The sequence below is a fragment of the Bradyrhizobium sp. 63_E2_N1_3 genome, assembly GCF_052076005.1.
Lineage (GTDB): Bacteria > Pseudomonadota > Alphaproteobacteria > Rhizobiales > Xanthobacteraceae > Bradyrhizobium > Bradyrhizobium barranii.
In genome coordinates, this window is sequence record NZ_CP197235.1 from 1,062,643 (window position 1) to 1,089,427 (window position 26,785).

The 26,785-nt window shown below is 64.7% G+C and carries 16 protein-coding genes; 13 read left to right on the top strand and 3 right to left on the bottom strand.

The genetic code is table 11. The annotated features are described in order from the left end of the window. Positions 1-62 precede the first annotated feature (62 nt). Positions 63-1,262, top strand: a complete 1,200-nt coding sequence (locus AB7531_RS04905; protein ID WP_063980812.1) for an ABC transporter substrate-binding protein — start codon at positions 63-65, stop codon at positions 1,260-1,262. A gap of 200 nt (positions 1,263-1,462) precedes the next feature. On the opposite strand, the gene AB7531_RS04910 is transcribed toward AB7531_RS04905, so the two are convergent. Next, positions 1,463-2,587: a lysozyme inhibitor LprI family protein gene (locus tag AB7531_RS04910; protein WP_063980813.1), complete on the bottom strand. Its 1,125-nt coding sequence runs from the start codon at positions 2,585-2,587 to the stop codon at positions 1,463-1,465. 176 nt (positions 2,588-2,763) lie between these two features. Beyond that, positions 2,764-3,495 carry a transglutaminase-like cysteine peptidase gene (locus AB7531_RS04915; RefSeq protein ID WP_063980814.1) on the bottom strand — a complete coding sequence of 244 codons (732 nt, stop codon included), beginning with the start codon at positions 3,493-3,495 and terminating at the stop codon, positions 2,764-2,766. 621 nt (positions 3,496-4,116) lie between these two features. Here AB7531_RS04915 and AB7531_RS04920 point away from each other — a divergent pair. Then, a complete protein-coding gene (locus AB7531_RS04920) occupies positions 4,117-10,929 on the top strand; it encodes a VCBS domain-containing protein (protein WP_063980815.1) in 6,813 nt (2,270 codons plus the stop codon). Positions 10,930-11,076: 147 nt separating this feature from the next. Beyond that, positions 11,077-13,308, top strand: a complete 2,232-nt coding sequence (locus AB7531_RS04925) for a CHASE2 domain-containing protein (RefSeq protein ID WP_063980816.1) — start codon at positions 11,077-11,079, stop codon at positions 13,306-13,308. 341 nt (positions 13,309-13,649) lie between these two features. Here AB7531_RS04925 and AB7531_RS04930 read toward each other — a convergent pair whose 3' ends face one another. Next, positions 13,650-15,245 (bottom strand): ABC transporter substrate-binding protein, encoded by a 1,596-nt coding sequence (locus AB7531_RS04930; protein ID WP_063980817.1) that lies wholly within the window; start codon positions 15,243-15,245, stop codon positions 13,650-13,652. A 200-nt stretch (positions 15,246-15,445) separates the two neighbouring features. Here AB7531_RS04930 and AB7531_RS04935 point away from each other — a divergent pair, with 200 nt between their 5' ends. The 10 genes from AB7531_RS04935 to AB7531_RS04980 all read left to right on the top strand — a co-directional run bounded on the left by AB7531_RS04935 (position 15,446) and on the right by AB7531_RS04980 (position 26,775). Then, entirely contained in the window at positions 15,446-17,101 is a 1,656-nt protein-coding gene (locus AB7531_RS04935) for an ABC transporter substrate-binding protein (protein WP_063980818.1), read from the top strand. Between the two features lie 201 nt (positions 17,102-17,302). Next, on the top strand, positions 17,303-18,256 hold the full coding sequence (locus tag AB7531_RS04940) for an ABC transporter permease (RefSeq protein WP_014498430.1): 954 nt from the start codon (positions 17,303-17,305) through the stop codon (positions 18,254-18,256). 3 nt (positions 18,257-18,259) lie between these two features. Further along, positions 18,260-19,162 carry an ABC transporter permease gene (locus tag AB7531_RS04945; protein ID WP_441279909.1) on the top strand — a complete coding sequence of 301 codons (903 nt, stop codon included), beginning with the start codon at positions 18,260-18,262 and terminating at the stop codon, positions 19,160-19,162. A gap of 3 nt (positions 19,163-19,165) precedes the next feature. Next, the gene (locus tag AB7531_RS04950; RefSeq protein ID WP_063980819.1) at positions 19,166-20,227 is read left to right on the top strand and encodes an ABC transporter ATP-binding protein; all 1,062 of its coding nucleotides are present in this window, start codon (positions 19,166-19,168) and stop codon (positions 20,225-20,227) included. Continuing rightward, on the top strand, positions 20,224-20,421 hold the full coding sequence (locus AB7531_RS04955; protein ID WP_018321359.1) for a hypothetical protein: 198 nt from the start codon (positions 20,224-20,226) through the stop codon (positions 20,419-20,421). Before AB7531_RS04950 ends, AB7531_RS04955 begins: the two co-directional genes overlap by 4 nt. Next, positions 20,418-21,833 carry an Asp-tRNA(Asn)/Glu-tRNA(Gln) amidotransferase GatCAB subunit A gene (locus tag AB7531_RS04960; RefSeq protein ID WP_063980820.1) on the top strand — a complete coding sequence of 472 codons (1,416 nt, stop codon included), beginning with the start codon at positions 20,418-20,420 and terminating at the stop codon, positions 21,831-21,833. The genes AB7531_RS04955 and AB7531_RS04960 overlap by 4 nt, the downstream gene beginning before the upstream one ends. Next, complete coding sequence (locus AB7531_RS04965; protein WP_063980821.1) at positions 21,830-22,804, top strand: ABC transporter ATP-binding protein; 975 nt, start codon at positions 21,830-21,832, stop codon at positions 22,802-22,804. Before AB7531_RS04960 ends, AB7531_RS04965 begins: the two co-directional genes overlap by 4 nt. 361 nt (positions 22,805-23,165) lie before the next feature. Continuing rightward, positions 23,166-23,435, top strand: coding sequence for a GlsB/YeaQ/YmgE family stress response membrane protein (locus AB7531_RS04970; RefSeq protein WP_063980822.1), 270 nt, complete (start codon positions 23,166-23,168; stop codon positions 23,433-23,435). A 260-nt stretch (positions 23,436-23,695) separates the two neighbouring features. After that, positions 23,696-25,444, top strand: a complete 1,749-nt coding sequence (locus AB7531_RS04975) for a type I secretion system permease/ATPase (RefSeq protein WP_063980823.1) — start codon at positions 23,696-23,698, stop codon at positions 25,442-25,444. Further along, positions 25,441-26,775 carry an HlyD family type I secretion periplasmic adaptor subunit gene (locus tag AB7531_RS04980; protein ID WP_063980824.1) on the top strand — a complete coding sequence of 445 codons (1,335 nt, stop codon included), beginning with the start codon at positions 25,441-25,443 and terminating at the stop codon, positions 26,773-26,775. The genes AB7531_RS04975 and AB7531_RS04980 overlap by 4 nt, the downstream gene beginning before the upstream one ends. Positions 26,776-26,785 lie beyond the last annotated feature (10 nt).

Here is a 26,785-nt window from a genome sequence, read left to right on the forward strand (position 1 = left end):
AAGCGAAGGAGCTGTGGCCCCCGCCCTTCGCACCATACGGGCCCAAAGGAGAGGAGACGTCAATGTCGAAATCGTTCAGTACGTTCGGCCTTGCTGTGAGCGCCGTGGTGCTCACCTGTCTGCCGGCCGCGGCGCAAACCAAGGTCACCAACGATGGCATCTCGGCATCCGAGATCGTCATCGGCACCCATCAGGACCTGTCGGGGCCGATCAAGGGCTGGGGCGTGCCGGTCTCGAACGGCATGAAGATGGCGGTCGAGGAGATCAACGCGGCGGGCGGTGTCCAGGGCCGCAAGATCAAGCTGGTCGTCGAGGACTCGGGCTACGATCCGAAGAAAGCGGTGCTGGCTTCGCAAAAGCTGATCGAGCGCGACAAGATTTTCGCGATGGTGGGTCCAATGGGATCGCCGACCGTGCTCGCTGCGCAGGATATCTTGCTCGACGCCGGCGTGCTTCAGCTCTTCCCGCTGACGGCGGCCGAGTTCACCTTCAAGTTCGATCCGGCCAAGCCGCAGGAGAGGCTGAAGTTCAACAACCTCCTGCCCTATGTCGAGAGCACGCGCGCAGCGCTCAAATACATGATAGAGGCAAAGAATTTCAAGAAGCCGTGCATCCTGCATCAGGACGACGAGTACGGCAAAAACGTGCTCGACGGCTTCAACCAGCAGCTCACCGCCATGAAGCTGCAGCCGGCCTCGATCACGAGCTACAAGCGCGGCGCCTCCGATTTCAGCGCGCAGGTCGCCAAGATGAAGTCCGACGGTTGCGACCTCGTCGTGCTCGGCGCGGTCCTCCGTGAGCCGATCGGCACGATGGGTGAAGCGAAGAAGCTCGGATGGGACGTCACCTTCCTCGGCGCCACGCCCGTTAACGTGCTCGAAGTGCCGGCGCTCGGCAAGGAAGTGGTGGAAGGCTTGTATTCCGCCTCGAACTTCGAAATTCCCTACGAAGACACCGCGAAGGGAAAGGTGAAGGACTGGCTCGTCAATTACAAGAAGATGTTCAACGCCGACGCCAACACCCAGGCGATCATCGGCTACAATGCGGTGATGACGTTCGCGCATTATGCCAACAAGGCTGGCAAGGATCTCACTGGCCAGAAGATGCTCGACGCGCTGGAGTCCGGCGACAAGTTCCAGGATATCTTTAATTCGCCGCCGACGGTGTTCTCGAAGACCAACCATCTCGCCACCACCGTCACCCAGGTGCAGCAAGTGAAGAACGGCCGCTGGGTGCTGGTGAAGGATAATCTGATGTTTTGATGGCTTCGCTCTTGCGGCGCTGACGGTGCACCCTCTCCCCTTGTGGGAGAGGCTGGCTTCGCGTGAGCGAAGCCGGGTTCGGGGTCTCTATCCTCATGAATGGTCGTGCGAGTGGAGAGAACCCCTCATCCGGCGCGCACGATGTGCGCGCCACCTTCTCCCACAAGGGGAGAAGGAAGAAAGCACGCCACGGGGAGAACCTACGATCCCCCGCCCGCCGTCCCCGAATTCACCGGCGCGAGCTCGTCTTCCCGGCAGCGCCAGCCGTCGGCGGCTTTGACGAAAGCGAAGGTCCGCTGGATTCTCAGGCGGCGCGTGACGTTGAAGGCTTCGCCGGATCGCTCCTTGCTGCCGAGGCCGGGCTGTGGACGGCCCGTCCTGGGGTCCCAGCAGGTGCCGGTGCAGGTGGATGCGACCTTGCTGCACATGGTGAAGGGCGCCAGCACGACCATCTCGATCTCGCCCGTGACCTGCGCCTCCTGGTCGGTCACCTGGCTGTCGAGCGCGTAGACGCGGTTGATGCGGAGGAAATTGCCGCACGAATTGGCGGCGTGAATCCGGGCGGCGCAGAAATCGACGGCATCGGTGTCGGGCGAGCGGGCCGCGACCTGCCGGCCGAACACTTTCTTCGGATCGCCCTTGGCGGCGGCGATCTCCTCGGTCTTGCGCTTCAGATGGTCGGCGAGACAATCTTCCGCGGACGAAAGCTCGGCAAGCGGCACGTTCTCCTTGCCGACGAGATTGCACTTGCGATCGCGCTCCCTCGTCCATCGGCCGTATTCGGCGAAGGCAAAGCGGGCCGCGGTCGGATCCAGCCTGCCGATCAGGCCCAGCACCTGGCTGTTGAGCTCGGTTTCGGTGAGCGCCAGCGACGGGTCCGCGCAGATCAGCGCGCCCGCGGCCGTGTTGGCCGCGAGACAGTCGAAATCGGGATCACGCACGATTGCGGCGCGCTCTTCGGTGACCTTGAGAAGGCACGCCTTCACGCGGTCGAAATCGTCGGTGCGGATCGCGGTCTGGCCGACGATGCCGCAGCCGAGGTTGCGCTGTCGGATCCAAATCGCATTCTCCTCGATCGCGGGCAGGCGATCGGGCAGGCGGGCGAGCCGCGCCTCGATCGCCGTGCCGAGCTTCTCGGCGGCGGCGGCCAGCTCGGCGTCACCGCAGATCAATTGATTGCCGGGATCGCGGATCTGCTGGCAGTTGTTTCGGGCAAATAGCGGCAGCCTGTCGGCGATGGAGCGGTCGGACGGGCCCGATTGCGCGGAGCCTGGTGCCGCCGGCAACACCAGCAGCGCAAGCACAGACAGCACGATGAACCGCATTCCAGTCGCCCCCGCAAAGGCGCCATGCTAGCGCCCCGGATCGCGCGGCGAAACGGCTTTGTGGCGTGACGGTTTACGTGAGACCCGTAGCCCGGATGGAGCGAAGCGTAATCCGGGAGCGGTGCGCGTCGTGAAAGTCCCGGATTTCGCTTCGCTCCATCCGGGCTACAAGAAAATCAGTGCGCCTCGGGTGCGGCCATCGACAACCGCACCGGTTCGTCGACATATTTCATCACGGCGGATTGGTAGAGCACGAACAGCGGCTGGTAGGTCTGGGCCGCGTCGTCCTCGACCATCGCCATGCGGCGGTTGTCGAGCATCAGCCAGTGGCCGCCGAGCTTTGCTGCGGCAACCGCATGCTCTTCGCCGGCCCTGACGTCACGCACCACGACGATGCGGAGGTCCTCATTGGCAACGCCGGCGAGCCGCAGCGCGGCCAGCTTGGCGATGGCATAGTCTTCGCAATCGCCGGCGCCCCGCGCGAAGGTCGCGAGCGGCGAGCTCCAGACGTCGTCGGCGCCGTCATTGGCGGCCCGGATGGCAAGATTGATGGCGCGATTGGTCTCACCCAGCTTCGCGCGGCCGTCGCGGCTGCGGGCCTGGTCGACGATGGCGATCAGCTTGAGCGCCGCGGGCGACGCGCAATTGTCCCGGTCGCCGTCGCACAGCGCGAGCTGCACCATGTCGTCGTCGAGCTTCTGCTTCAGCGCGAACCATTTCTGCTGGAGGCTGCCGGACGAGATGGCGAAGGCGAACACGCCGAACGGCTCGGCGGATCTGCGCACGAGGACGCCGGCTCCAGGCGACAGCAGCGTGCCGGCGCGGAGCTCGGCGGCCGATCCGAGCAGGATCAATCCGCACAGCACAAGGACAGCGCGCCAGGCGCGCGAGCGAGCAGCGGTCTCCATCTGACATCCCCTTCCGGCTTCGCCAGGTCCCCCTCGACCTGGTCGTGCCGGGCTTTGTTGCTTTCGCGGAGATAGTGCGAGACGGGCCGTTTTGTTCTGCTTAACGCGCCCGGCAGGGGTCCCAAAACCGTGGGACAGGCTGAAACGGGCCTGTGCAAATTGCGTAAAATTTTACGATTCGCCGGCTAGGAGGGCTCCGTCGCCGCGAAATGGAACCAATTGCAGGGAGAAGTTGCGGGAGGGCTGATTCTACCGCTTATGGCTAACAGCCCGTTATTTCACGGGTTCTGTTAGTTGGGTCACAGATTCTGCCCCGTATTTGTCGCAGGATGCTGCGGGGTACTACGAACAAAAGATGACACAAGTATCCGTCGTTCGATAGGGGCGACTGATTACTTTGGATGACTGGGAATGCGTGAAAATAAGCCGAAAACCGACCTCGGAATATTTGAAGAATTACTTCGGCTTCTCTGTGAAGGCGCCGCTATTGGGGACTCCTCCAGCCAAGTGATGGGAATCACACAAGCAATAGATGGTTTCGCTAAGGACTTGGTAATGCTATTCAAGCTTAGGCGGTCGTTACTTACTTAGATTTTAACTCTTTTTTGCGGTGCCCCCCGGTTGAATTACGCTGGCAAATTTGACGCCACGATTCCCCTTGATGGCGAGGGTTCCCGCTCGGCCGCGGACGTTCATATCGATTCCTTTACGGCCAAGACTTTTATCGCCAAGCCTTTTGTCGCGAAGGCGCACGGTCACGTGCCCGACGGCACGTTCGTTGTTCCCGATGCTAACCTGATCTTCAATGGCGAGTTCAAGCGCGCAGGTCTCGACCTCGTGCTGTCCCACGAGGGGCATGAGTTCGTCATTCACGATTATTTCAAGGGCGACAAGCGCGCAGCGATCGCCTCGCCCGATGGCGCCCATCTCACCGGCGACGTCGTCAACGCGCTCACGGGCCATGTGCAGGTTGCGCAGGCCGCGCCCGGCATCGCCGCCGCGCAGGTCATCGGCCACGTCACAAAACTCTCCGGCAGCGCGACCGCGGTTCGCAACGGCGTCTCGGTCACGCTGAACAACGGCGATAACGTCGAGAAGGGCGATGTGGTCTCGACCGGCGCGGATTCGACGCTCGGCATCACCTTCATCGACGGCACCGTGTTCGGCCTGTCCTCCAATGCGCGGATGGTGCTGAACGAGATGGTCTACGACCCCAACGGGTCGAGCAATTCCTCGCTGCTGAGCCTGGTTGCGGGCACCATCACCTTCGTCGCGGGCGAGACCGCCAAGCACGGCGACATGAAGATCGACACGCCGGTCGCCACCATGGGCATCCGCGGCACGGCGGTGCTGACCCAGATCAACTTCGTCGTTCCCGCCGGCGGCGGCGATCCGCAGCCGCAGGCGAGCTTCCAGGTGCTGGTCGAGCCGAACGGCACGACCGGCTCCTACATCCTGTTCGACAAGGTCACGCTGCTGCCGATCGCGACGGTCAACCAGGCCGGCCAGATGATCCAGATCAGCGGCGGCAACGTCTCGATCACCAACGGGCTGCTGTCGCCGGACGTCCAGAGGCTGATCACAGACGTGTTCACGCTGAAGTTCACCGACAACAACACCAACACCAAGCTGACCACGAACTTCACCGACACGATCACGCAGACCAGCGACGGCCTGGTCATCAAGACGCCGGCCGGCTACATCGCGACCGCGCTCTTCACCAACCTCGGTCAGCAGGGACCGCAGGGGCCCAGCGATCACACGACGCCTTTCAACCGTTACCCCGGCAAGCCTCTGTCTCAGAGCCTCGATCTCAACGGCAATGTGAAGACGGCGTTTGTGCTGACCGAGCGCGCGGACACGACCGGCGACACCACGCATTCCGACACGATCTCCGGCCGCATCACCTTCATCGACCAGAACCTGGGCGACAGGCCCACGGTGAGCGTGAACCTCGCCGACGCGCCGAACTACGTCTACAAGAGCGCCGGCCAGGACGTCACCGGCTCGCTCACCGCGCTCCAGAAGCAGGACATCGCGGCGACGCAGATCCAGATCAACGTCGTCGCCGACGGCGGCAACAACAACAACGGCTCGGCGGTCTGGACCTACACGATCCCCGACCACGTCTTCGACTTCCTCGCGGCCGGCGAAACGTTGACGCTGACCTACATGGTCCGCGTCGACAACAATTTCTCGGTCAGCCCCGAGACCGCCTTCATCCCCATCACGATCACGATCACCGGCACCAACGACAAGCCGGTGATCACCACCAGCGTTCCGGTCATCATCTTTGAAGGCGGCACCAGCGTGCCGGGTGGCCCGCTCACCAGCGATGTGCCGACGACGGGCACGCTGAACTTCGGCGACGTCGATCTCACCGACAAGCATACGGTGTCGGTGGCGCTGACCAGCGCGACCCTGCCTGATGGCACCGTTCCGCCGGGCCCGCTCGCGGCGTTCCAGAGCGCGATGTCGGTCGCGATCGCGGCGGGCGCCGACAGCACCGGAGACGGCACCGGCACCATCAACTGGTCGCTGGCCGATCTGCCGGTCTATCTCGCCGACTTCATCCCGAAAGGTGAGGTCCTGACGCTGGTCTACACCGTGACGCTGACGGATTCGCAAGGCGCGACCTCGAAGCAGACCATCACCGTCACGATCACCGGCACCGATGCGCCCGCGGTGGTGTGGATCGCGACCGACAAGGCCGGCGCTCCCTCCGGCGGCTTCTGGAAGGACGCGGCGAACTGGGCAACCGGCACGGTCCCGACCATCAATGACGATGTCATCGTCATCACCGATCAGCTGCACGGCCTGACGCCGTCCTATCCGGTGACGATCGACACTGCGGCCTACGCCAAGTCGCTGACGATGAACGATTTCGGTGGCCCGCCGCCGAAAGTGATCGTCCAGAGCTCGCTGACGATATCAGGCGCGCTCAACATGGGTGCCGATTCGATCCTCACGACCGCCGCGACCGGAACGATGTCGGTCGGCGGCAAGGCCGAGATTCTGGGCACGAGCGTGCTCACCAATGCCGGCTATCTGACGCTCGCGGGCGGCGGCGATTTCGCCAGCGGCACCAAGATCACCAATTCCGGCACGATCGAGCTGTCCGGCGGCACGCTGAAGACGCTCGCCACGATCCACAACGCCAGCGGCTTGCTGAGGGCCGATGCCGGCTCGACGCTGATCGTCGACACCGCGACGGTCGATGGCGGCACCGTCAGCATTTTGGGCACGCTGGAGCTCGACGGCACCAGCCTGATCGAGAACGGCACGCTGAACAATTCCGGCACAGTCAACGTCAAGGGCACGGTCGAGTTCGCCCACGAGACCGTGTCCAACACCGCGACCGGTGTGATCGAGGTGCTGGCCAACGGCTGGCTGACGATCCATCAGGGCTCCAGCGTTACCAATGCCGGCCAGATCACGGTCGACGCCAGCGGCAAGCTGATCGTCAGCAATGCGACCATCGGAGGAGCTGGTGCGGTGATCGACACCGGTGGCGGTGATGACGAGGGAGGCCCCGTCCTCAACGCCGGCATTCGCGGCGCCGGCACGATTACCAACAACGGTGAGATTGATCTGACCGGCGATGCCGTCCTGAGCGGCGGCATTCTGAAAAACAATACCGTCTTCAAGGTGAGCGGTGCGCGCAATGCGCTCAGCGATGAGACCGTCACCAATGCCGGCATCATCGAAGTGCTCGCCAACGGCGCGCTCGCGATCGAGCAGGGCTCGACCGTCGACAATTCGAGCGGCGACGTCATCGTCGACGGCAGTGCCGCACTGACGCTGGACTATGCCACGATCAGCGGCGGCGCCATCAGGGGCGCCGGCACGATCGACGTCACCGGCGCCAGCAAGATCGACAACGCCGCCACGCTCAGCGTCAGCGCGGTGACGGTCGAGAGCGGCGCCACGCTGACGCTGGACGACGCGACCGTTTCGGGCACCGCGATCGTCAATCACGGCACCGTCAATGTCGATGCGAGCAAGAATCTGACGTTGAACGGTGCGAGCCTGGCCGGCGGCACGCTCACCATCGCCGGCACGCTGGAATCGACCGGCGCGAGCGCGATCGACAACGCCGACGTCGGCAATACCGGCACGATCTCGGTCACCAGCGGCACGCTGACGATCGATCCCGGCATCCTTCACGGCATCACCAATCACGGTCTAATCGAGGCAGTGACCGGCGGCACGCTGAAGCTGACGACCGTCACCGTCGCCAACACCGGCGGCACGATCTCGGTCGACGGGACCTCGAAGCTCTATCTGTCCGACGTCTCGATCAACGGCGGCAGCCTCGGCAATGCCGGCAATCTCTACAGCGTCTCCGGCCTCAACACGATCACGGGTGGCGTCACCAACACCGGCACCATCGAAGTCCAGAGCGGCACGCTCAACCTGTCCGGCGGCATCACCGGTGTCGGCGCGCTGATCATCGACAATAACACGACGCTGGAGCTCGGTGGTGCGGATGCGCAGACCGTCAGCTTCGCCGGCGGCACCAATACGCTCAAGCTCGACAAGACGAGCCATGCCTTTACCGGCACTATCGCCGGTCAGGCGACGACCGGCGGTACTTTCACGGTCACCGGCGATGCCGGCATCAATTCGGGCAAGGGCGACGCGCTCGACTTCACCGCTTCGGGCGGGACGATCGGCAGTCGCGGCAACATCGTCCTGGCCCCGAGCGGTACGCTGACCGGTGCGACCAACGGCATTGTCGTCACTCAGAACGGCATCGGCGACATCTCGCTGACGACATCGGGCGACATCACCGGCCAGACCGGCAACGGCATCGTGCTGCACGACGGTGCGAACGGTGCAGGCGATATCACGGCGACCATCGGCGGCGGCGTTTCCGGTGCGGTCGGCCTCGACATCGTCTCCCATGGCAACGGCGCAGTCACCGTCACCAACAACGGGCACATCTCCGGCACGACCTCGTTCGGCATCAATGTCGACCAGGACGATGCGGGCGCGGTCGGCTCGACGCACATCACCAATACCGGCTCCGTGGTCGGCGCCGATGGTTTTGCTGCGATCTCCATCCAGGAGAACGGCACCGGCGCTGCATTTATCACCAACTCCGGCACCATCGGGCCAGCCGATGCCGGCAGCGTGACCTCATCGACCTATGCGATCGTCGAGACTGGCGGCGAGATCACGATCAACAACGCCGGCCACATCAACGGCAACATCTCGGTCGCCACCGCCACGTTCAATAACGAGACGGGCGGTACCTGGACGGTCGCCGGCAGCGGCGTGTTCGGCGATGCGTCCTCGATCGTCAACCACGGCGACATCGATCTGCACGGGGCCTCCATTTCCGGGGCCGATCTGACCATCGAAAATTATGGCGACATCGACAGCTGGGGCACTGCGTCGATCACGGGCGACATCACCAACACCGGCACCGGCTCGATCGAGGTTCACACCGGGACGCTGACGCTGTTTGGCTCGCTGTCGGGCTCGGCCACGGGCGCGGTCGTCGTCGATGCCGGCGCGACGCTCGAGGTCAAGGGTGCGGTATCGCAAACGATCACGCTTGCCGGTGACGGCGCCGAGCTGGAGATCGATACGAAGGATTTCGGCGGCTCGATCGCGGAGCTGTCCGCGAACGACAAGATCGACCTGACGATGATCAAGTGGGGGCCTGGCACCAGCGCGGTTTATGTCCCGGATGCCGACCACCCCGCGAACGGCGGCGTGCTGACGGTCACCGGCGACGATGGCAAGAGCATCAGCCTCACCCTGATCGGAGACTATCGCGACGCGCACTTCGCGGGCAGCGATGAGGGTGGCCACACGCTGATCACGATCCATGCGGACGACGATGCGCCGACATTCACCACCACGGATGTGGCGCAGCTGACCGCAAGCTTCTCCGAGCAGCCCGATACCACCGGTTCGTCCTCGACGATCGACCCGTCGCCGGCCGCGACCGGCTCGATCGACTTCAAGGACATCGACCTGACCGACCGTCCGACGGTGACGAAGGTCGACCAGGACGTGACCTGGCTCGACGGCGCCACCGACCTCACCGCGTCGCTCACGCCCGACGAGACCGCCGCGTTGAAGAACGCGCTGACGTATCAGCTGACCGGCAAGAACAACGGTACCGTCACCTGGCACTATTCGATCGCCGACAACGCGCTCGATTTCCTCGGCCAGGACCAGACGGCGAAGGTCGTGTCCACCATCACGCTCGATGATGGCCGGGGCGAGACCACCACGACCGACGTCACCATCACGATCACCGGCAAGAACGACGCGCCGACGCTCGACAGCGCGACGCTGGCCGCCGTCGCCGGCAACGACAGCGATCCGGCTGGCAGCAAGATCCGCGATCTCTTCACGAACAAGTTCCATGACGCCGACACTGGCGCGACCTTCAAGGCCATCGCGGTGACGTCGGACGCCGCGACCGTTGACCAGGGCGTCTGGCAGTACAAGGTTGGCGGCTGCTGGGTCGATGTCGACTCGGTCGGTGATGCGAATGCGCTCGTGCTGAGCTCCGCTACGCTGATCCGGTTTGTGCCTGCAGACGGATTCAGCGGCGAGCCTGGCGCGCTGGGCGTCCACGCTCTCGACGACACCTATACAGGCGCCATCACCACCGCTGGCTCGACGGCGACGATCGATCTCACGGCGACGGGCACCGGCGGCACCGCGTCGATCTCGCACGACATCACCACCATCGGCACGAGCGTGACGCCTGCCATCGGTCCAGTCATCAATACCGAGAGCTTCCACGTCGAGCACATCCGCGAGAACAGCAACGATATCATCACCGATCTGGTGGTCACCGATACCGATTCTGGCGCGGCGACGGACATTTTCACCGTCACGGTGTCGACCTCGCATCCGGATACCAGCAGCGTCAGTGCATATCCGACGACGGGCTCGCTCGAGCAGATCAACACCGGCCTCGCAGAAGGTGCCGGCATCACCTACGACCCGACAGGCGCCAGCACCGAGCAGTATCCGCAGCCGCCCGCGACGGACAAGATCAAGGTGACCGTTGCCGACTCGACCGGTCATTCCGACACCGTGAACTTCATCTTCGTCGAGGGCGCCAGCAGCCAGGGCATCCGCCTGGAGGGCACCGACGGCAAGGACGTGATCTTCGCCACCGAGTCGAGCGACACGCTTATCGGCGGCGGCGCCAAGGACCAGTTCGTGTTCGCGCCGACGTCGTCGCAGTCCGCGGTCCAGCACAGCGTCGACGATTTCGAGGTCGGCCTCGACAAGATCGACCTGCGGCAGTTCGGCAGCATCAGCTCGCTGCACGACGTCAATATCGCTCCGCAATCGGGCGACGCCCTGATCACGCTGGACAACCACGAGACGATCCTGCTGAAGAACGTGATCGCGGCAAATCTGAAGGCCAGCGATTTCATCTTCCACATCACCTGATCGCCGCCCGGGCCTCCTGGCGGCCGGCTCGCAGCTTGACCGCGGCAAAAAATCCTTAATCCTCGACCGCCGGGGAATAGCCAATCGCTCGCGGACGCTCCATGATCGGTGCGCCGGGCGCGATACAGGTCAGGAAGTCCGACTGAAATGAAGCGTCTCAAGATCCTGCGGCGGTGGTTTGCGCGGAAGCTCGGCTTCGCGCGGCTGATGTGCCTTGCGCTGCTGGTCGTCTTTGCCGGCGCTCGTGTCTGGGATCCGCCGCCGATCCAGGAATTGCGGCTGCGCACCTTCGACATGTTCCAGCTGATCGATCCCCGCCACAAGGCGGCGCGGCCGGTCACCATCGTCGACATCGACGACAAGAGCCTCGCCAAGCTCGGCCAGTGGCCATGGCCGCGCACGCGGATCGCGGACCTGATCCAGAACCTCACCGGTAACGGCGCGGTGACGATCGGCTTCGACATGGTGTTCTCCGAAGCCGACCGGCTCAACCCGGATCTGGTCGCGAGCCAGATGCGCGATCTCGACGACGCCACCCGCGCCAGGCTGCGCGAGCTCCCGACCAACGACCAGATCCTCGCCGACGCGATCAAGCGCTCGCACGTGGTGCTGGGCGAAACCGGGCAGCCGGCGATCTCGTCCGAGATCGACAAGTCGTTGCCCTTCACCGGCGTCGCGACGGTCGGCGAAGCGGATGCCGAACGTTTCCTGTTCGAATTCCCCGGCCTGTTGCGTAACGTGTCCGTCATCGAGAAGGTCGCGGCCGGCCGCGGCCTGTTCTCGATCAAGACCGAGCGCGACGGCCTGATCCGCCGCGTGCCGTTGATCATGCGCGCCCAGGGCAACATCATGCCCTCGCTCAGCCTCGAGATTTTACGCGTCGTCACGGGAACGCCGACGCTGCTGGTCCGGACCGACAAGACCGGCATCAGGGCCGTGCGCCTCAAGGGCGTGGAGATTCCGACCGACAAGAACGGCCAGCTCTGGGTGCACTACGCCCGCCAGGATCCCTCGATCTACATCTCGGCGGCCGACGTGCTCGACAACACCGCGCCGCCGAACAAGATCGCCGGCAAGCTGGTGCTGGTCGGCACCTCGGCGGTCGGGCTGAACGACATCAAGACCACGCCGGTGTCATCGACCATGCCGGGTGTCGAGATCCATGCCCAGGTGCTGGAGAGCGTGCTCAGCGGCGCGGTGATCTCGCAGCCGAACTATGCGCTCGGCGTCGAGCTGATCGCCGCGCTCGTGATCGGCCTGCTCGTCATCATCTTCACGCCCAATCTCGGCCCTGTCCGTCTGGGGCTCGCGGGCGCGATGTTCGCCGCCATCCTGGTCGGCGTGTCCTGGTTCTTCTACGCGCAGTACCGCTACCTCATCGACTTCACCTATCCGCTGCTCTCGACCACCGCGATCTATCTGACACTGATCTTCGCGAGCTTCGTGCGCGAGCAGCGTCAGCGCGTGCAGATCCGCGGCATGTTCGCGCAATACATGTCGCCCGTCCTGGTCGAGCAGCTCGCGCAGTCGCCCGAAAAGCTGGTGCTCGGCGGCGAGGAGCGCGAGATGACGATCATGTTTTCCGATGTGCGCGGCTTCACCACGATCTCGGAGAGCTACAAGCAGGATCCGCAAGGCCTGATCGCGCTGATGAACCGCTTCCTGACGCCGTTGACAGACGTCATCATCGATCAGAAGGGCTACATCGACAAGTACATGGGCGACGCCATCATGGCGTTCTGGAACGCGCCGCTCGACGATGCCGAGCACGAGGTCAACGCCTGCGAGGCCGCGATCCAGATGCTGGAGCAGATCGACGCGGTCAACAAGGAGCGCGAGCAGGAGGCCGCCGACGGCGGTCACGTCTACATCCCGCTCAATGTCGGCATCGGCCTCAACACCGGCATCGGCGTCGTCGGCAACATGGGCTCCGACCTAAAGAAGAACTATTCGGTGCTCGGCGACAGCGTGAACCTCGCCTCGCGCCTGGAAGGCCAGTCGAAGGAATACGGCTTTCCCATCATCGTCGGCTCCAGGACCGCGCTCGCCGCCAAGGACAAGTTCGCGATCCTCGAGCTCGACTTCATCATGGTCAAGGGCAAGACCGAGCCCGAGGTGATCTACGCCATCGCCGGCCGCGAGGACGTGATGCATTCGGGCGCTTTCCAGCGCCTGCGCAACGTCACCATCGAGATGCTCGGCTGCTACCGCGGCCGCGACTGGCAGGGCGCGCTGGAAGCGATCGAGCGCGGCCGCCGCAGCGAGGATGCCGACACGCTGGAAAAGCTGTTCAAGCTGTACGAGGCGCGAATCAAGGAATTCCAGATCAATCCGCCGGCGGAAGGATGGAACGGCGCGTATGCGCTGCTGACGAAGTAGCGGTGTGAGTGCGTGGCCATCGCTGGTGCTGCACTGAAAGTGTCGTCCCCGCGTACGCGGGGACCCATACCCCCAGGGAGATGTTATCGCGCGAGCCGGTAACTCCGAGTCTTCGCCAAACCACTCCCTGCGGTTATGGGTCCCGGGCTCGCGACTACGTCGCGCCCCGGGACGACAGCGGTGTTTGGCGCGGTAGCGTCCGTCTGCTCTTCGCCACCAACATCAACTCCCGTAGGGTGGGCAAAGGCGCGCTAGCGCCGTGCCCACCATCTTACTCCGCGTATAGAGGTGGTGGGCACGCTTACGCTTTGCCCACCCTACGACACCGGCGTTTGCCGCCTTCACTCCGTCCCGATCGTCGTCAGATCCTGGAACCAGTGCTGCGCCTGCACGAACTGCTTGATCTTCGGCGACAGCGCGTGCGGGTTGGTGTCGTGGACGACCCAGACCAGCACGGCATCGTCGACGATCAGCGCGTGGGCCTGCGCGATCAGATCGTCCTGCTTGGCGGTGTCGAACGTCTGCTTGGCCTCGCTGATCAGCGCGTCAACCTTCGGGTTCTTGTAGCCGCCCCAGTTCACGCCGACCGGCGCGATCTGGTCGGAGGCGAAGAAGCGGACGATGGCGTAGAGCGGGTCCGAGGTGACATAGGCGATGTTGTTGGCGGTGATGCCGGCGTTCATCTCGTCGGCCGCGCCCTTGCGCCAATGCGTATATAATGTCTCGAGCTCGACCACCTTGAAGTCGATGTCGATGCCGATTTCCTTGAAGCTTTGCTGCAGGAATTCGTTCATCGGCAGGGACAGCATCTGGCCGGTGCCGCCCTGGGCGATGATGAAGGTGGCCTTCAGCGGCTTCGCCTTGGAGTAGCCGGCCTCTTCGACCAGCTTCTTGGCCGCGGCCAGATCATATTTCAGCTCGAAGGTCGGTTTGCCGAACCACGGGCTCGACGGGTCGACCTGGCCCTTGGCGGGTTTTGCAAGCCCGTTCATCAGACCAACGACTTCGTCACGGTTGATCGCGAGATTCAGCGCCTTGCGCAGGCGGATGTCGGTCCAGGGCGAGCCCGGCAGCACGCTGAGGTGATAGTTCCAGACGTGCGGCGTGACGTTGTCGACGATCTTCATGCCGGCGGCTTTCAGCTGCGGTACGGCGTCCGGCGCCGGCGTCTCGATCAGGTCGACTTGGCCTGCGAGCAGCGCATTGGTGCGCGTCAGCGCTTCCGGCATCGGCACCAGCACGATCTTGTCGGCCTTTGGAATGCGCTTCTTGTTCCAGTAGTCCGGATTCTTCGTGAGCTCGGCAAGCTCGCGCGGCACCAGCTTGGTCAATTTGAACGGACCGGTGCCGGAAGGCTGGCTCGCGAACTTGTCCCAATCCTTGCCGAGCTTCTCGTACTGCGCCGGGCTCGAGACCAGGAACCACAGCATCTGATAGGGGAAGAAGGAATCGACCGTCTTGGTCGTGATCTCCACCGTGAAATCGTCGATCTTGGCGTAGCTCGCGACCGAAGGCAGGCGGGTCTTCACCTGCGCGCTCTGCCGCTTGTCGAATTGCGGCGCCTTGTCGTTGAGCACCTTGTCCAGATTCCAGATCACCGCGTCGGCGTTGAACTCGCTGCCGTCGTGAAACTTCACGCCCTTGCGCAAAGCAAACCGCCATTTGGTCTTGTCGGCATCATCCACCTTCCATTCGGTGGCGAGCCCGGGCACCAGCTTGCCGGGGCGGTCGGCGACGTCCATCTCCCAGGCGACCAGCGGATCGTAGATGGTGTACGCCGTGAACTGATAGGCGCCGGCGCCGCGATCGGGCTGGCCCGTCGTCAGCGGGATGTCCGCCATCGAGATGCCGTAGCGCACCACCGTTTCGGCGCGTGCCGTGATCGCGGATAACGCCAGCGCAAGCACGGCGAGACAGGTCGATAGTCGGATACGCATGGCCCAAGGCTCCCAGGAGATTTCAGAGCCAAACCTGCAATCTTGATGCCAGAATAGGCAGGACGGTGGCTTTGCCGACACGTGATCACACAGACTTGTCGTCGCAGGGGCAATTTGCAGAAAAAGTTTCCCCATTGGCATAGCCATTGCATACGTTTGCATCAAAATTAGTCATTGAAAGCCGGAAGAGGACTGAGACGATGCTTATGAAGACAACCACCCGCGCGGCGCTGATTGCTGCGCTGGCTCTGACGACTGCGGCCGCGTGGCCGAGCGTGGCAAGCGCCGAAACCGTGCTGCGCATCGGCATGACCGCTGCCGATATTCCGCGCACATTGGGCCAGCCCGATCAGGGTTTTGAAGGCAACCGCTTCACCGGCCTCACCATGTACGACGCGCTCACGGGCTGGGACCTGTCCTCGGCCGACAAGGCGAGCGTGGTAATCCCGGGCCTTGCCACCGAGTGGAAGGTCGACGATGCCGACAAGACCAAGTGGATCTTCAAGCTGCGCCCCGGCGTCACCTTCCATGACGGCTCGCCGTTCAACGCCGATGCCGTGGTGTGGAACGTCGAGAAGGTGCTGAAGCAGGATGCGCCGCAGTTCGACGCCAGCCAGGTCGGCGTGACCGCGTCGCGCATGCCGACGCTGGCCTCCGCGAAGAAGATCGACGACATGACGGTCGAGCTCACCACCAAGGAGCCCGACAGCTTCCTGCCGATCAACCTCACCAACCTGTTCATGGCGAGCCCGGCGAAGTGGCAGCATTTCTACGACAAGGCGGAAGGCGCCGACGCCAAGGCGAAGTCGCAGGCCGCGTGGACCGCGTTCGCCAAGGACGCCGCGGGCACCGGCCCGTGGAAGATGGCGAGCTTCACGCCGCGCGAGCGCCTCGAGCTGGTGAAGAACGCGGCCTATTGGGACAAGGCGCGCGTGCCCAAGGTCGACAAGATGGTGCTCCTGCCGATGCCGGAAGCAAACGCGCGCACCGCGGCGCTGCTCTCGGGGCAGGTCGATTGGGTCGAGGCGCCGGCGCCCGACGCGTTGCCCGAGCTCAAGCAGCGCGGTTTCAAGCTCTACGCCAACGAGCAGCCGCATGTCTGGCCGTGGCAGTTCTCGCGCGTCGAAGGCTCGCCCTGGAATGACATCCGCGTCCGCAAGGCCGCCAACCTCTGCGTCGATCGCGAGGGTCTCAAGGACGGCCTGCTCGCGGGCCTGATGGTGCCGGCGACCGGCACCTTCGAGCCCGGCCATCCCTGGCGCGGCAAGCCGACCTTCGAGATCAAGTACGACAAGGCGGCTGCGCAAAAGTTGATGCAGGAGGCCGGCTTCGGTCCGTCAAAGAAGCTGACGGTGAAGATCCAGACCTCGGCGTCGGGCTCCGGCCAGATGCAGCCGCTGCCGATGAACGAATATCTCCAGCAGGCGCTCGCCGAATGCTATTTCGACGTGAAGCTCGACGTCATCGAGTGGAACACGCTGTTCACCAACTGGCGCCGCGGCGCCAAGGACCCCAGCGCCAACGGCTCGAACGCGACCAACGTCACCTACGCGGCGATGGACCCGTTCTTCGCGCTGGTGCGCTTCCTCCAGTCCGGCATGGCGCCGCCGGTCTCGAACAATTGGGGCTTCATCCACGAGCCCAAGTTCGACGAGCTGGTGAAGAAGGCACGGCAGACGTTTGATCCAGCCGCGCGCGACGCTGCGCTCGCCGAGCTGCACGCGGCCTCCGTCGACGATGCAGCCTTCCTCTACGTCGCCCACGACGTCGGCCCCCGCGCCATCAGCCCGAAGGTGACGGGCGTCGTGCAGCCCAAGAGCTGGTTCATCGACTTCTCGCTGGTGTCGATGCAGTAGTTCGCGCCACACGCTCAGTGCACCCTCTCCCCTTGTGGGAGAGGGCGGCTTCGCGGCAGCGAAGCCGGGTGAGGGGTCTCTCTCCGCGAGCGACCCTCTCTCTCATTCGATAACGCTGTATCTGCGGATAGATACCCCTCATCCGGCGCGCTGATCGCGCGCCACCTTCTCCCACAAGGGGAGAAGGAAGAAAGAAGACCAGTGCTCGCCTATATCGCTCGCCGCATCGTCTATGTCATTCCGATCGTCATCAGCGTGGCGCTGGTGTGCTTTCTGCTCGTGCACATCACGCCGGGCGATCCGCTGGTCGCCGTGCTGCCGGCCGACGCCTCGCAGGAGCTCGCGGCGCAGCTCCGCGCCGCCTATGGTTTCGACCGTCCGCTGCCGGTGCAGTTCGGCCTGTGGCTGCTGCGTGCCCTTCATGGCGATCTCGGCAATTCCATCGCGACGGGGCGTCCCGTGCTCGCCGAGGTCATGCGCGCGGTCAGCAACACCGTCACGCTCGCGATTGCGGCCGCCATCATCGGCTTCACGATGGGCATCCTGCTCGGCCTGATCGCCGGCTATTTCCGCGAGACCTGGATCGACAAGGTCGCGACCTCCTTCGCCATCGCCGGCGTCTCCGTGCCGCATTACTGGCTCGGCATGGTGCTCGTCATCATCTTCTCGGTGCAGCTGAACTGGCTGCCCGCGGTCGGCGCCGGGCCGAACGGCTCCAACTCCTGGGCCTGGGACTGGGCGCATCTGAAATATCTCGTGCTGCCGGCGATCACGACCTCGGTGATTCCGATGGGCATCGTCACCCGCACCGTGCGCGCGCTCACCGGCGACATCCTCAGCCAGGACTTTGTCGAGGCGCTGCGCGCAAAGGGCCTGCACGAAACCGGCGTGTTTCGCCACGTCATCAAGAACGCCGCGCCCACCGCGCTCGCGGTGATGGGGCTTCAGCTCGGCTACATGCTCGGCGGCTCGATCCTGATCGAGACCGTGTTCTCCTGGCCGGGGTCGGGCTTCCTGCTCAATTCGGCGATCTTCCAGCGCGACCTGCCGCTGCTGCAGGGCACGATCCTGATCCTGGCGCTGTTCTTCGTCTTCCTCAATCTGCTGGTCGACATCGCGCAAGCCGCGATCGACCCGCGCATCAAGCGGGGCTAGCCGATGAGCGAGCTTCCGTTGTCAGCGACCGCCGACGCCGCGCTCCAGGCCGCGCCCGCGACCAAGGCGCGCGGCTATTGGGCGACCGTCGGCCGCCGCATCGCCCGCGACAAGGTCAGCATGGCCTGCGCGCTGGTGCTGCTGCTGATTTTCCTCTCCGCGGTGCTCGCGCCGTGGCTCGGACTTGAAGATCCCTACAAGGGTTCGATGATCCGCCGCCTCCGCCACATCGGCACAGCAGGCTACCCGCTCGGCACCGACGAGCTCGGCCGCGACATGCTGGCGCGGCTGATCTATGGCGGCCGGCTGTCACTCGTTATCGGCATCCTGCCCGTGATCCTCGCCTTCTGCATCGGCACGTCGCTCGGCCTCGTCGCTGGCTATGTCGGCGGCAAGCTCAACACCGCGATCATGCGCACGATCGACGTGTTCTACGCCTTTCCCTCCGTGCTGCTCGCCATCGCGATCTCCGGCGCGCTCGGTGCCGGCATCCTCAATTCCATCGTGTCCCTGACCGTTGTGTTCGTGCCGCAGATCACACGTGTTGCCGAAAGCGTGACCACCGGCGTGCGCAACATGGACTTCGTCGAAGCGGCGCGTGCGTCCGGCGCGGGGCCCCTCACCATCATGCGTGTGCACATCCTCGGCAACGTCTTGGGCGCGATCTTCGTCTATGCGACCAGTCTCATTTCGGTCTCGATGATCCTGGCCGCAGGTCTCTCCTTCCTCGGCCTCGGCACAAAACCGCCGGAGCCGGAATGGGGACTGATGCTGAACACGCTCCGCACCGCGATCTACGTCAATCCCTGGGTCGCGGCATTGCCGGGCGCGATGATCTTTGCGGTCTCGATCTGCTTCAACCTGCTCTCGGACGGCCTGCGCAGCGCCATGGACATTAGGAACTAGGCCATGAGCGAGAGCAACACATCCGTTGAAATGCTGGAGCCGGTCGAGGACGTTGGCGGCGTCGCGCAACCGCTGCTCCAGGTCAACGGCCTGACCAAGCATTTCCCGGTGCGCGGCGGGCTGTTCGCCGCGAAACGCACCGTGCGCGCGGTCGACAACGTCTCCTTCTCGGTCGCGAAGGGCGAGACCGTCGGCATCGTCGGCGAATCCGGCTGCGGCAAGTCGACCACCGCGCGGCTGCTGATGCATCTGATGCCGCGCGATACCGGGGACATCATCTATGACGGCATGACCGTCGGCCAGGCGCTGTCGTTGCGCGAGCTGCGCCGCGGCATGCAGATGGTGTTCCAGGATTCCTATGCCTCGCTCAATCCGCGCCTGACGATCGAGGAATCGATCGCGTTCGGCCCGAAAGTGCACGGCATGGCCGATGGCACGGCGCGGGCGCTGGCGCGCGAGCTGCTCGGCAAGGTGGGCCTGCGGCCGGAAAACTTCGCCAACCGCTATCCGCACGAGATCTCCGGCGGCCAGCGCCAGCGCGTCAACATCGCGCGTGCGCTGGCGCTGTCGCCGCGGCTGGTGATCCTCGACGAAGCCGTTTCGGCGCTCGACAAATCCGTCGAGGCACAGGTGCTGAATTTGCTCGCCGATCTCAAGCGCGAGTTCGGCCTGACCTATCTCTTCATCAGCCACGACCTCAACGTCGTCCACTACATCAGCGATCGCGTGCTGGTGATGTATCTCGGCGAGGTCGTCGAGCTCGGCCCGGTCGACCAGGTCTGGGACAACCCTGCGCATCCCTATACGCGTGCGCTCCTTGCCGCGATGCCGTCGTCGGACCCGGATCGTCGCACCGAGAAGCCGCCGATCACCGGCGATCCGCCCAATCCGATCGATCCGCCGCCGGGTTGCCGCTTCCACACCCGCTGCGCGTTTGCGGAGCCGCTCTGCGCAAATGCAGCACCAAAGCTCACCGCGCTCGATACAATGGGCCACGAAGCCGCGTGCTACATGGCGATACCGGGATCAGGCCATAGCCGCGCGCCCGCAGAGGAAACAGCATGACAAGACCGACACCCAAAGAGATCAAGCCGATCGCGCAGATCGCCGGCGTCCCTGTTGATGACGAGATCGCGACGCGTATCTCCAATTCCATCGGACCGGCCTTCGAAGGCTTTGCGGCCATCGCCGGCACGCTGCCGTTCGATCTCGAGCCCGCGCTCTATCCGATCGCGCAGACGCAGAAGGTGTCGAAATGAGCCGTGAGCCTGCATTGATGACGCTCACCGAGGTCGCGCGCGCGATCGCGATGAAGCAGGTGTCCTCGCATGAGGTGACGCGTGCGCTGCTGCACCGCATCGCGCAGTGGCAGCCGCATCTGAACGCCTTCATGTCGGTTGAAGCCGAGTCCGCGTTGAAGGCTGCCGATGCCGCGGATGCCGAGCTCGCCAAGGGCAATGTCCGCGGTCCGCTGCACGGCGTGCCGCTCGCGCACAAGGACATGTATTACGACGCAGGCCACGTCTCGACCTGCGGCTCGCTGATCCGCCGCGACTTCGTGCCGACCGTCACGTCCACGGCCTTGCAGCGGCTGAAGGATGCCGGCCAGGTCCGCCTCGGCACGCTGCATCTGGCCGAATTCGCCTATGGCCCGACCGGCCACAACGCCCATTATGGCCCGGTGCGCAATCCCTGGAACGTCGCGCACATCACCGGCGGCTCCTCGTCGGGCTCGGGCTCGTCGGTCGCGGCGCGCCTGACGTTTGCGGCGCTCGGCTCCGACACCGGTGGTTCGATCCGCATGCCCGCGCATTTCTGCGGCGTCACCGGGCTGAAGACCACCGTCGGTCGCGTCAGCCGCGCCGGCGCGATGCCGCTGTCGCAATCGCTCGACACCGTCGGTCCGCTCGCCCGCACCGCCGAGGATTGCGCGCTGCTGCTGGCGCTGATGGCCGGTCCCGATCCCGCGGATTCGACCACCAGTCATGAGCCGCTGTCCGACTATGTCGGCGCCACCAAGGGGTCGCTCAAGGGCCTGAAGATCGGCGTGCCCGCGTCCTTCTATGTCGACGATCTCGACGGCGAGGTCGCGCGCGTGCTGGACGAGACCATCGCGGTGCTCAAGCGCGAGGGCGCCGACATCGTCACAGTCGAGCTGCCGGACCAGCGGCAATTGTCTGCGGCAAGCCAGCTCGTGCTCGCGGCCGAAGCGGCCGCCTTCCACAAGCGCTGGATGATCGAGCGTCCGCAGGACTATGGCCCGCAGGTCCTGATGCGGCTTCAGAACGGTCTCGCCGTTCCCGCCATCACCTATCTCGAAGCCATGCGCTGGCGCGGCCCCGCACTCGCCGCGCACAATGCGGCCACCGCTGGTGTCGATGCGGTCATCGCGCCGGCATCGCCGGTGCCGGCGCCGACGATCGAGGAGAGCGACGTCGGCGGCGGCCCGAACGCGCCGGCGATGGTGCAGCGGCTGACGCTGTTCACCCGCCCGGTGAATTTTCTGGGCCTGCCGTCGCTCACCATTCCCTCCGGCTTCACGAAAAGCGGCCTGCCGGTTGGCATGCAGCTGATCGGCCGCTCCTTCGATGAAGCGACCTTGCTCACCATCGGCGCCGCCTTCCAGCGCGTCACCGACTATCACGATAGGTTGCCGAAACTGCCGTCATGACAAAGCTCGTCGACATCTCAGGCCTCAACATCCGCTTCACCGGGGAGCGCACGGTCTATGCCGTGAACGATCTCAGTCTCTCGCTCGGTGACGGCGAGGTGCTGGGCCTGCTCGGCGAGTCCGGTTCCGGCAAGAGCGTGACCCTGCGTGCGCTGATGCGGCTGCTGCCGAAGAAGCGCACGCAGATTTCGGGCAAGGTCAACGTGATGGGCCGCGACGTGCTCGCCATGAACGACGAGGAGCTGTCGTCGTTCCGCGGCCAGACCGTGTCGATGATCTTTCAGGAGCCCGCGCTCGCGCTCGATCCGGTCTACACCATCGGCGCGCAGATCGCCGAAAGCGTCGTGCGCCACGAAGGCAAGAGCCTTGCGGAAGGGCGGGCGAGGGCGCTCGAAATGCTCGAGGTCGTGCGCATTCCCTCGGCCAGGCGGCGGCTGGATGCCTATCCGCACGAGATGTCCGGCGGCATGCGCCAGCGCGCGATGATCGCGCTGGCGCTCGCCTGCCGTCCCAAGATCTTGCTGGCGGATGAGCCGACCACCGCGCTCGATGCCACCGTGCAGATCCAGATCCTGCTGTTGCTGCGCGAGCTTCAGCGCGAGTTCGGCATGTCCGTCATCTTCGTCACCCACGACATAGGTGTTGCGATCGAGATCTGCGACCGTGTCGCGGTGATGTATGCTGGCCAGATCGTGGAGCAGGGGACGCTCCGCGACATCGTCCGCACGCCGGTGCACCCCTACGCCAAGGGCTTGCTCGCCTCCACCATCCACGGCGCCAAGCGCGGCGCCCGGCTGGAGACCATCCCCGGCACCCCGCCCTCGCTGGCCGAAAAGCCGAACAACTGCTCCTTCGCCCCCCGCTGCACGGTCGCCCAGCCGCGGTGTCTGGAGCAATTGCCTGCGAATGTGGAGGTCGGACCGGGCCGGGCGGCGAGGTGCGTGCTGGCGGAGCCGGTGACGGCGTCGTAGTTCGTTCTCCAGCCGTACTACATCCCCGCGCAACACTGCGCTCCCTCCCCCTTGCGGGGGAGGGCGGGGGAGAGGGGTAGCCACAAACTCAGACCTCGCCCGTGGCCACCCCTCTCCCAGGCCCTCCTCCGCAAGGGGGAGGGAATGAGAGAGCGGCGCGTCCCTCACTTCAAATCGCGCACTTCTTCAGAATCCCTCTACGACAACACCGACTTGTCACAGTTCACCTCGCACCGCCGGCCAACTGCACTCCTACTGTGCATGGGGTTGTTTTCGACATTTTTATCCGAACCGACCATTCAGACCCCATTCATCCCGGTTCCGGTTCCATGCCCCCGTTCATGGAGAGGGACTTCAACTTATGTACATTTCTGGCCAAGGCCTCATCGTCATCCTGTTCGTCGGCCTCGTCGCCGGCTGGCTCGCCGGCAAGGTGGTGCGCGGCAGCGGGTTCGGCATCATTGGCGACATCGTGATCGGCATCGCCGGCGCGTTTGTCGCAAGCTTCCTGTTCCCGAAGCTCGGCATCCATCTCGGCACCGGCCTCGTGTCCGAGATCATCTATTCCGCCATCGGCGCCATCATCCTGCTCCTGGTGGTGCGGCTGGTGCGCGGCGGCGGCCGGCTCTAGCGTCACATTGGCTCGGTGAGCCAGAACTTTCGCCTCTCCCCCGCTGGGGAGAGGCCGCGATGTCTGCTATAAAAAGCCGCAAAGACTGTGAAATACCGGACTTGCGTGCGAGGCCGTCAGGGGTAGAGGTGGCCTATCAGGGACCTGGATTAATTCGGCCGCGTTCGTCGCGGGGGAATACGATGTTAATCCGGGTCGCGTACCCCTGAACGACCTAGGAAATCAGGGGCGTTGCCCCTTACCCGAAAGAGATCAGACTGATGGCAGCCGTACCCGGCGTCCGCCGTTCAGAGCTCGGTGACGCCTTGCGTGCTTGTCGCACGGCGTTCGTCGGCGTCGGCTTGATGAGCTGCATGATCAACCTGCTCTATCTGACTGGGTCGATCTTCATGCTGGAGGTCTACGACCGGGTTCTGCCGAGCCGCAGCGTTCCGACTCTCGTCGGCCTGATCATCATCGCCAGCTTCCTCTATATGGCGCAGGGCATGCTCGACATGATCCGAAACCGGATCCTGGGGCGGATCGGCACGGCGCTCGATGAAGCCCTCAACAAGCGCGTGTTCGACACCGTCGTGCGCCTGCCGCTCCTGGTCGGCAGCCGCAACGAGGGCCTGCAGCCGCTGCGCGACCTCGACAATGTCCGCTCGTTCCTCGGCGGCATGGGTCCGAGCGCGTTCTTCGACCTGCCCTGGCTGCCGCTGTACCTGGCCATCTGCTTCGCCTTCCACGTCATGATCGGCCTCACCGCTCTGGTCGGCGCCATCATCCTGGTCGGGCTGACGCTGGTCACCGAATTCATGTCCCGCCAGCCGGCCAAGGACGCGATGGGCCTTGCCGCCCAGCGCAACGATCTCGCCGCCTCCAGCCGACGCAACGCCGAAGTCATGGTGTCGATGGGCATGACCGGCCGGATGAACCAGCGCTGGAGCGAAGCCAACGAAAAATACCTCGACGGCAATCAGCGTGCGAGCGACGTCGCCGGCGGTCTCGGTGCGGTCGCAAAAGTGCTGCGCATGATGCTGCAATCGGCCGTGCTCGCGGTCGGCGCCTATCTCGTCATCCACCAGGAGGCGACCGCAGGCATCATCATCGCCGGCTCGATCCTCTCCGCCCGCGCCCTCGCGCCGGTCGATCTCGCCATTGCGCACTGGAAATCCTTTGTCGCGGCACGTCAGAGCTGGCAGCGCCTCACGCGCCTGCTGGAGCAGATGCCGCCGCAGACGATGCCGACCCAGTTGCAGGCGCCCACCAGTCGTCTGTCGGTCGAAGGCATCGCCATGGTGCCGCCAGGCGATCAGCGCCTCATCGTGCAGGACGTCACCTTCGCGCTCACCGCCGGCAATGGCCTCGGCGTGATCGGGCCGAGCGGCTCCGGCAAATCGTCGCTGATCCGCGCGCTGGTCGGCGTCTGGCATCCGGTCCGTGGCAAGGTGCGGCTCGACGGCGCGGCGCTCGACCAGTGGGCCTCCGACATGCTCGGCCGCCACATCGGCTATCTGCCGCAGGACGTCGAATTGTTCGGCGGCACCATCGCGCAGAACATCAGCCGTTTCGATCCCGAAGCGACCTCTGACGGCATCATTTCCGCGGCGAAGGAAGCCGGCGTGCACGAGATGATCATCAAGATGCGCGAGGGCTACAACACCCAGGTCGGTGAGCAGGGCACCGCGCTCTCCGCGGGCCAGGCGCAGCGCGTGGCGCTGGCGCGTGCGCTCTACGGCAGCCCGTTCCTGATCGTGCTCGACGAGCCCAATTCCAATCTCGACACCGAAGGCGACGAGGCGCTGACCCGCGCGATCCGCAGCGCGCGCGAGCGCGGCGCCATCGTCATCGTGGTGGCGCATCGCCCGATCGGCGTCGAGGCGGTCGACCAGATCCTGGTGCTGCGCGACGGCCGTATGCAGGCGTTTGGGCCGAAGGAGCAGGTGCTTGCCCAGGTGCTTCAGCCGCGCGTGACGCCGCCGGCACCGATCAAGATCGTCAGCGAAGGCGGAGTGCCCAAGTCATGAGCACGATGGCTATCGGCGGCGGAAAGCCCGCCGCGAAGAGGACCGTGCGGGATTCCATCAGGTTTCATCTGATGCTCGGGCTGGCCATCGTGCTGGCCCTCGTCATCGGTCTCGGCGGCTGGGCGTCGACGGTGCAGATCTCGGGGGCCCTGATCGCGCCGGGCCAGGTCGTGGTCGAATCCAACGTCAAGAAGGTGCAACATCCGACCGGCGGCGTGGTCGGCGAGCTGCGTGCCCGCGACGGCGACGTGGTCAAGGCCGGCGATATCGTGGTGCGGCTCGACGACACGGTCACCAAGGCGAACCTCGCCATCGTCACCAAGAATCTCGACGCCGCGCTGGCGCGCACGGCGCGGCTCCAGGCCGAGCAGCGCGGTGTCGACAAGATCGAGTTTCCGCAATCGCTCCTCGATCGCGGCAACGATCCCGACGTCAAGAACCTGCTCTCCGCCGAAACCAAGTTGTTCGACGTCCGCGTCAATGGCCGCGCCGGGCAGAAGGCGCAGCTCCGCGAGCGTGTCCAGCAGCTCAACGAGGAGATCGAAGGACTCTCCGCGCAGGAAAAGGCCAAGGACAGGGAGATCGTCCTGGTGCAGCAGGAGCTGGTCGGTGTCCGCGATCTCTATGAGAAGCACCTGGTGCAGATCTCCCGCCTCACCACGCTGGAACGCGACAGCGCCCGCCTCAACGGCGAGCGCGCGCAATACATCGCCTCGCGCGCGCAGGCCAAGGGCAAGATCACCGAGACCGAGCTACAGATCATCCAGGTCGACAAGGACATGGTGAGCGAGGTCTCCAAGGATCTGCGCGAGACCAACGACAAGATCGGTGAAATGATCGAGCGCAAGGTCGCCGCCGAAGACCAGCTCCGCCGTGTCGACATCCGCGCGCCGCAGGACGGCATGGTGCTGCAATCGACCGTGCATACCGTCGGTGGCGTCGTCACCGCCGGCGACGCGCTGATGCTGATCGTGCCGCAGGCCGACGATCTCCAGGTCGAGGCCAAGGTCAATCCTGTCGATATCGACAAGCTCCAGATCGGCCAGAAGACGCTGCTTCGCCTGTCTGCGTTCAACCAGCGCACCACGCCGGAGCTCAACGGCGTCGTCAGCCGCGTGTCGCCCGACGTCACCACCGACCAGCGCACCGGGCAGAGCTACTACACCATCCGCGTATCGATGCCCGCGGAAGAGGTCGCCAAGCTCGGCGACTCCAAGCTGATCCCCGGCATGCCGGCGGAAGCCTTCGTCCAGACCGGCGACCGCACCATGCTGTCCTATCTGATGAAGCCGCTGCACGACCAGCTGATGCGGGCCTTCCGCGAGAAGTGACGCGCGAAAG

Coding starts and splice junctions, on each gene's coding strand:
- AB7531_RS04960 (WP_063980820.1), top strand. CDS start 20,418: ATGAGCCGTGAGCCTGCATTGATGACGCTCACCGAGGTCGCGCGCGCG.
- AB7531_RS04935 (WP_063980818.1), top strand. CDS start 15,446: ATGCTTATGAAGACAACCACCCGCGCGGCGCTGATTGCTGCGCTGGCT.
- AB7531_RS04930 (WP_063980817.1), bottom strand. CDS start 15,245: ATGCGTATCCGACTATCGACCTGTCTCGCCGTGCTTGCGCTGGCGTTA.
- AB7531_RS04915 (WP_063980814.1), bottom strand. CDS start 3,495: ATGGAGACCGCTGCTCGCTCGCGCGCCTGGCGCGCTGTCCTTGTGCTG.
- AB7531_RS04945 (WP_441279909.1), top strand. CDS start 18,260: ATGAGCGAGCTTCCGTTGTCAGCGACCGCCGACGCCGCGCTCCAGGCC.
- AB7531_RS04910 (WP_063980813.1), bottom strand. CDS start 2,587: ATGCGGTTCATCGTGCTGTCTGTGCTTGCGCTGCTGGTGTTGCCGGCG.
- AB7531_RS04925 (WP_063980816.1), top strand. CDS start 11,077: ATGAAGCGTCTCAAGATCCTGCGGCGGTGGTTTGCGCGGAAGCTCGGC.
- AB7531_RS04905 (WP_063980812.1), top strand. CDS start 63: ATGTCGAAATCGTTCAGTACGTTCGGCCTTGCTGTGAGCGCCGTGGTG.
- AB7531_RS04975 (WP_063980823.1), top strand. CDS start 23,696: ATGGCAGCCGTACCCGGCGTCCGCCGTTCAGAGCTCGGTGACGCCTTG.
- AB7531_RS04955 (WP_018321359.1), top strand. CDS start 20,224: ATGACAAGACCGACACCCAAAGAGATCAAGCCGATCGCGCAGATCGCC.
- AB7531_RS04950 (WP_063980819.1), top strand. CDS start 19,166: ATGAGCGAGAGCAACACATCCGTTGAAATGCTGGAGCCGGTCGAGGAC.
- AB7531_RS04980 (WP_063980824.1), top strand. CDS start 25,441: ATGAGCACGATGGCTATCGGCGGCGGAAAGCCCGCCGCGAAGAGGACC.
- AB7531_RS04965 (WP_063980821.1), top strand. CDS start 21,830: ATGACAAAGCTCGTCGACATCTCAGGCCTCAACATCCGCTTCACCGGG.
- AB7531_RS04970 (WP_063980822.1), top strand. CDS start 23,166: ATGTACATTTCTGGCCAAGGCCTCATCGTCATCCTGTTCGTCGGCCTC.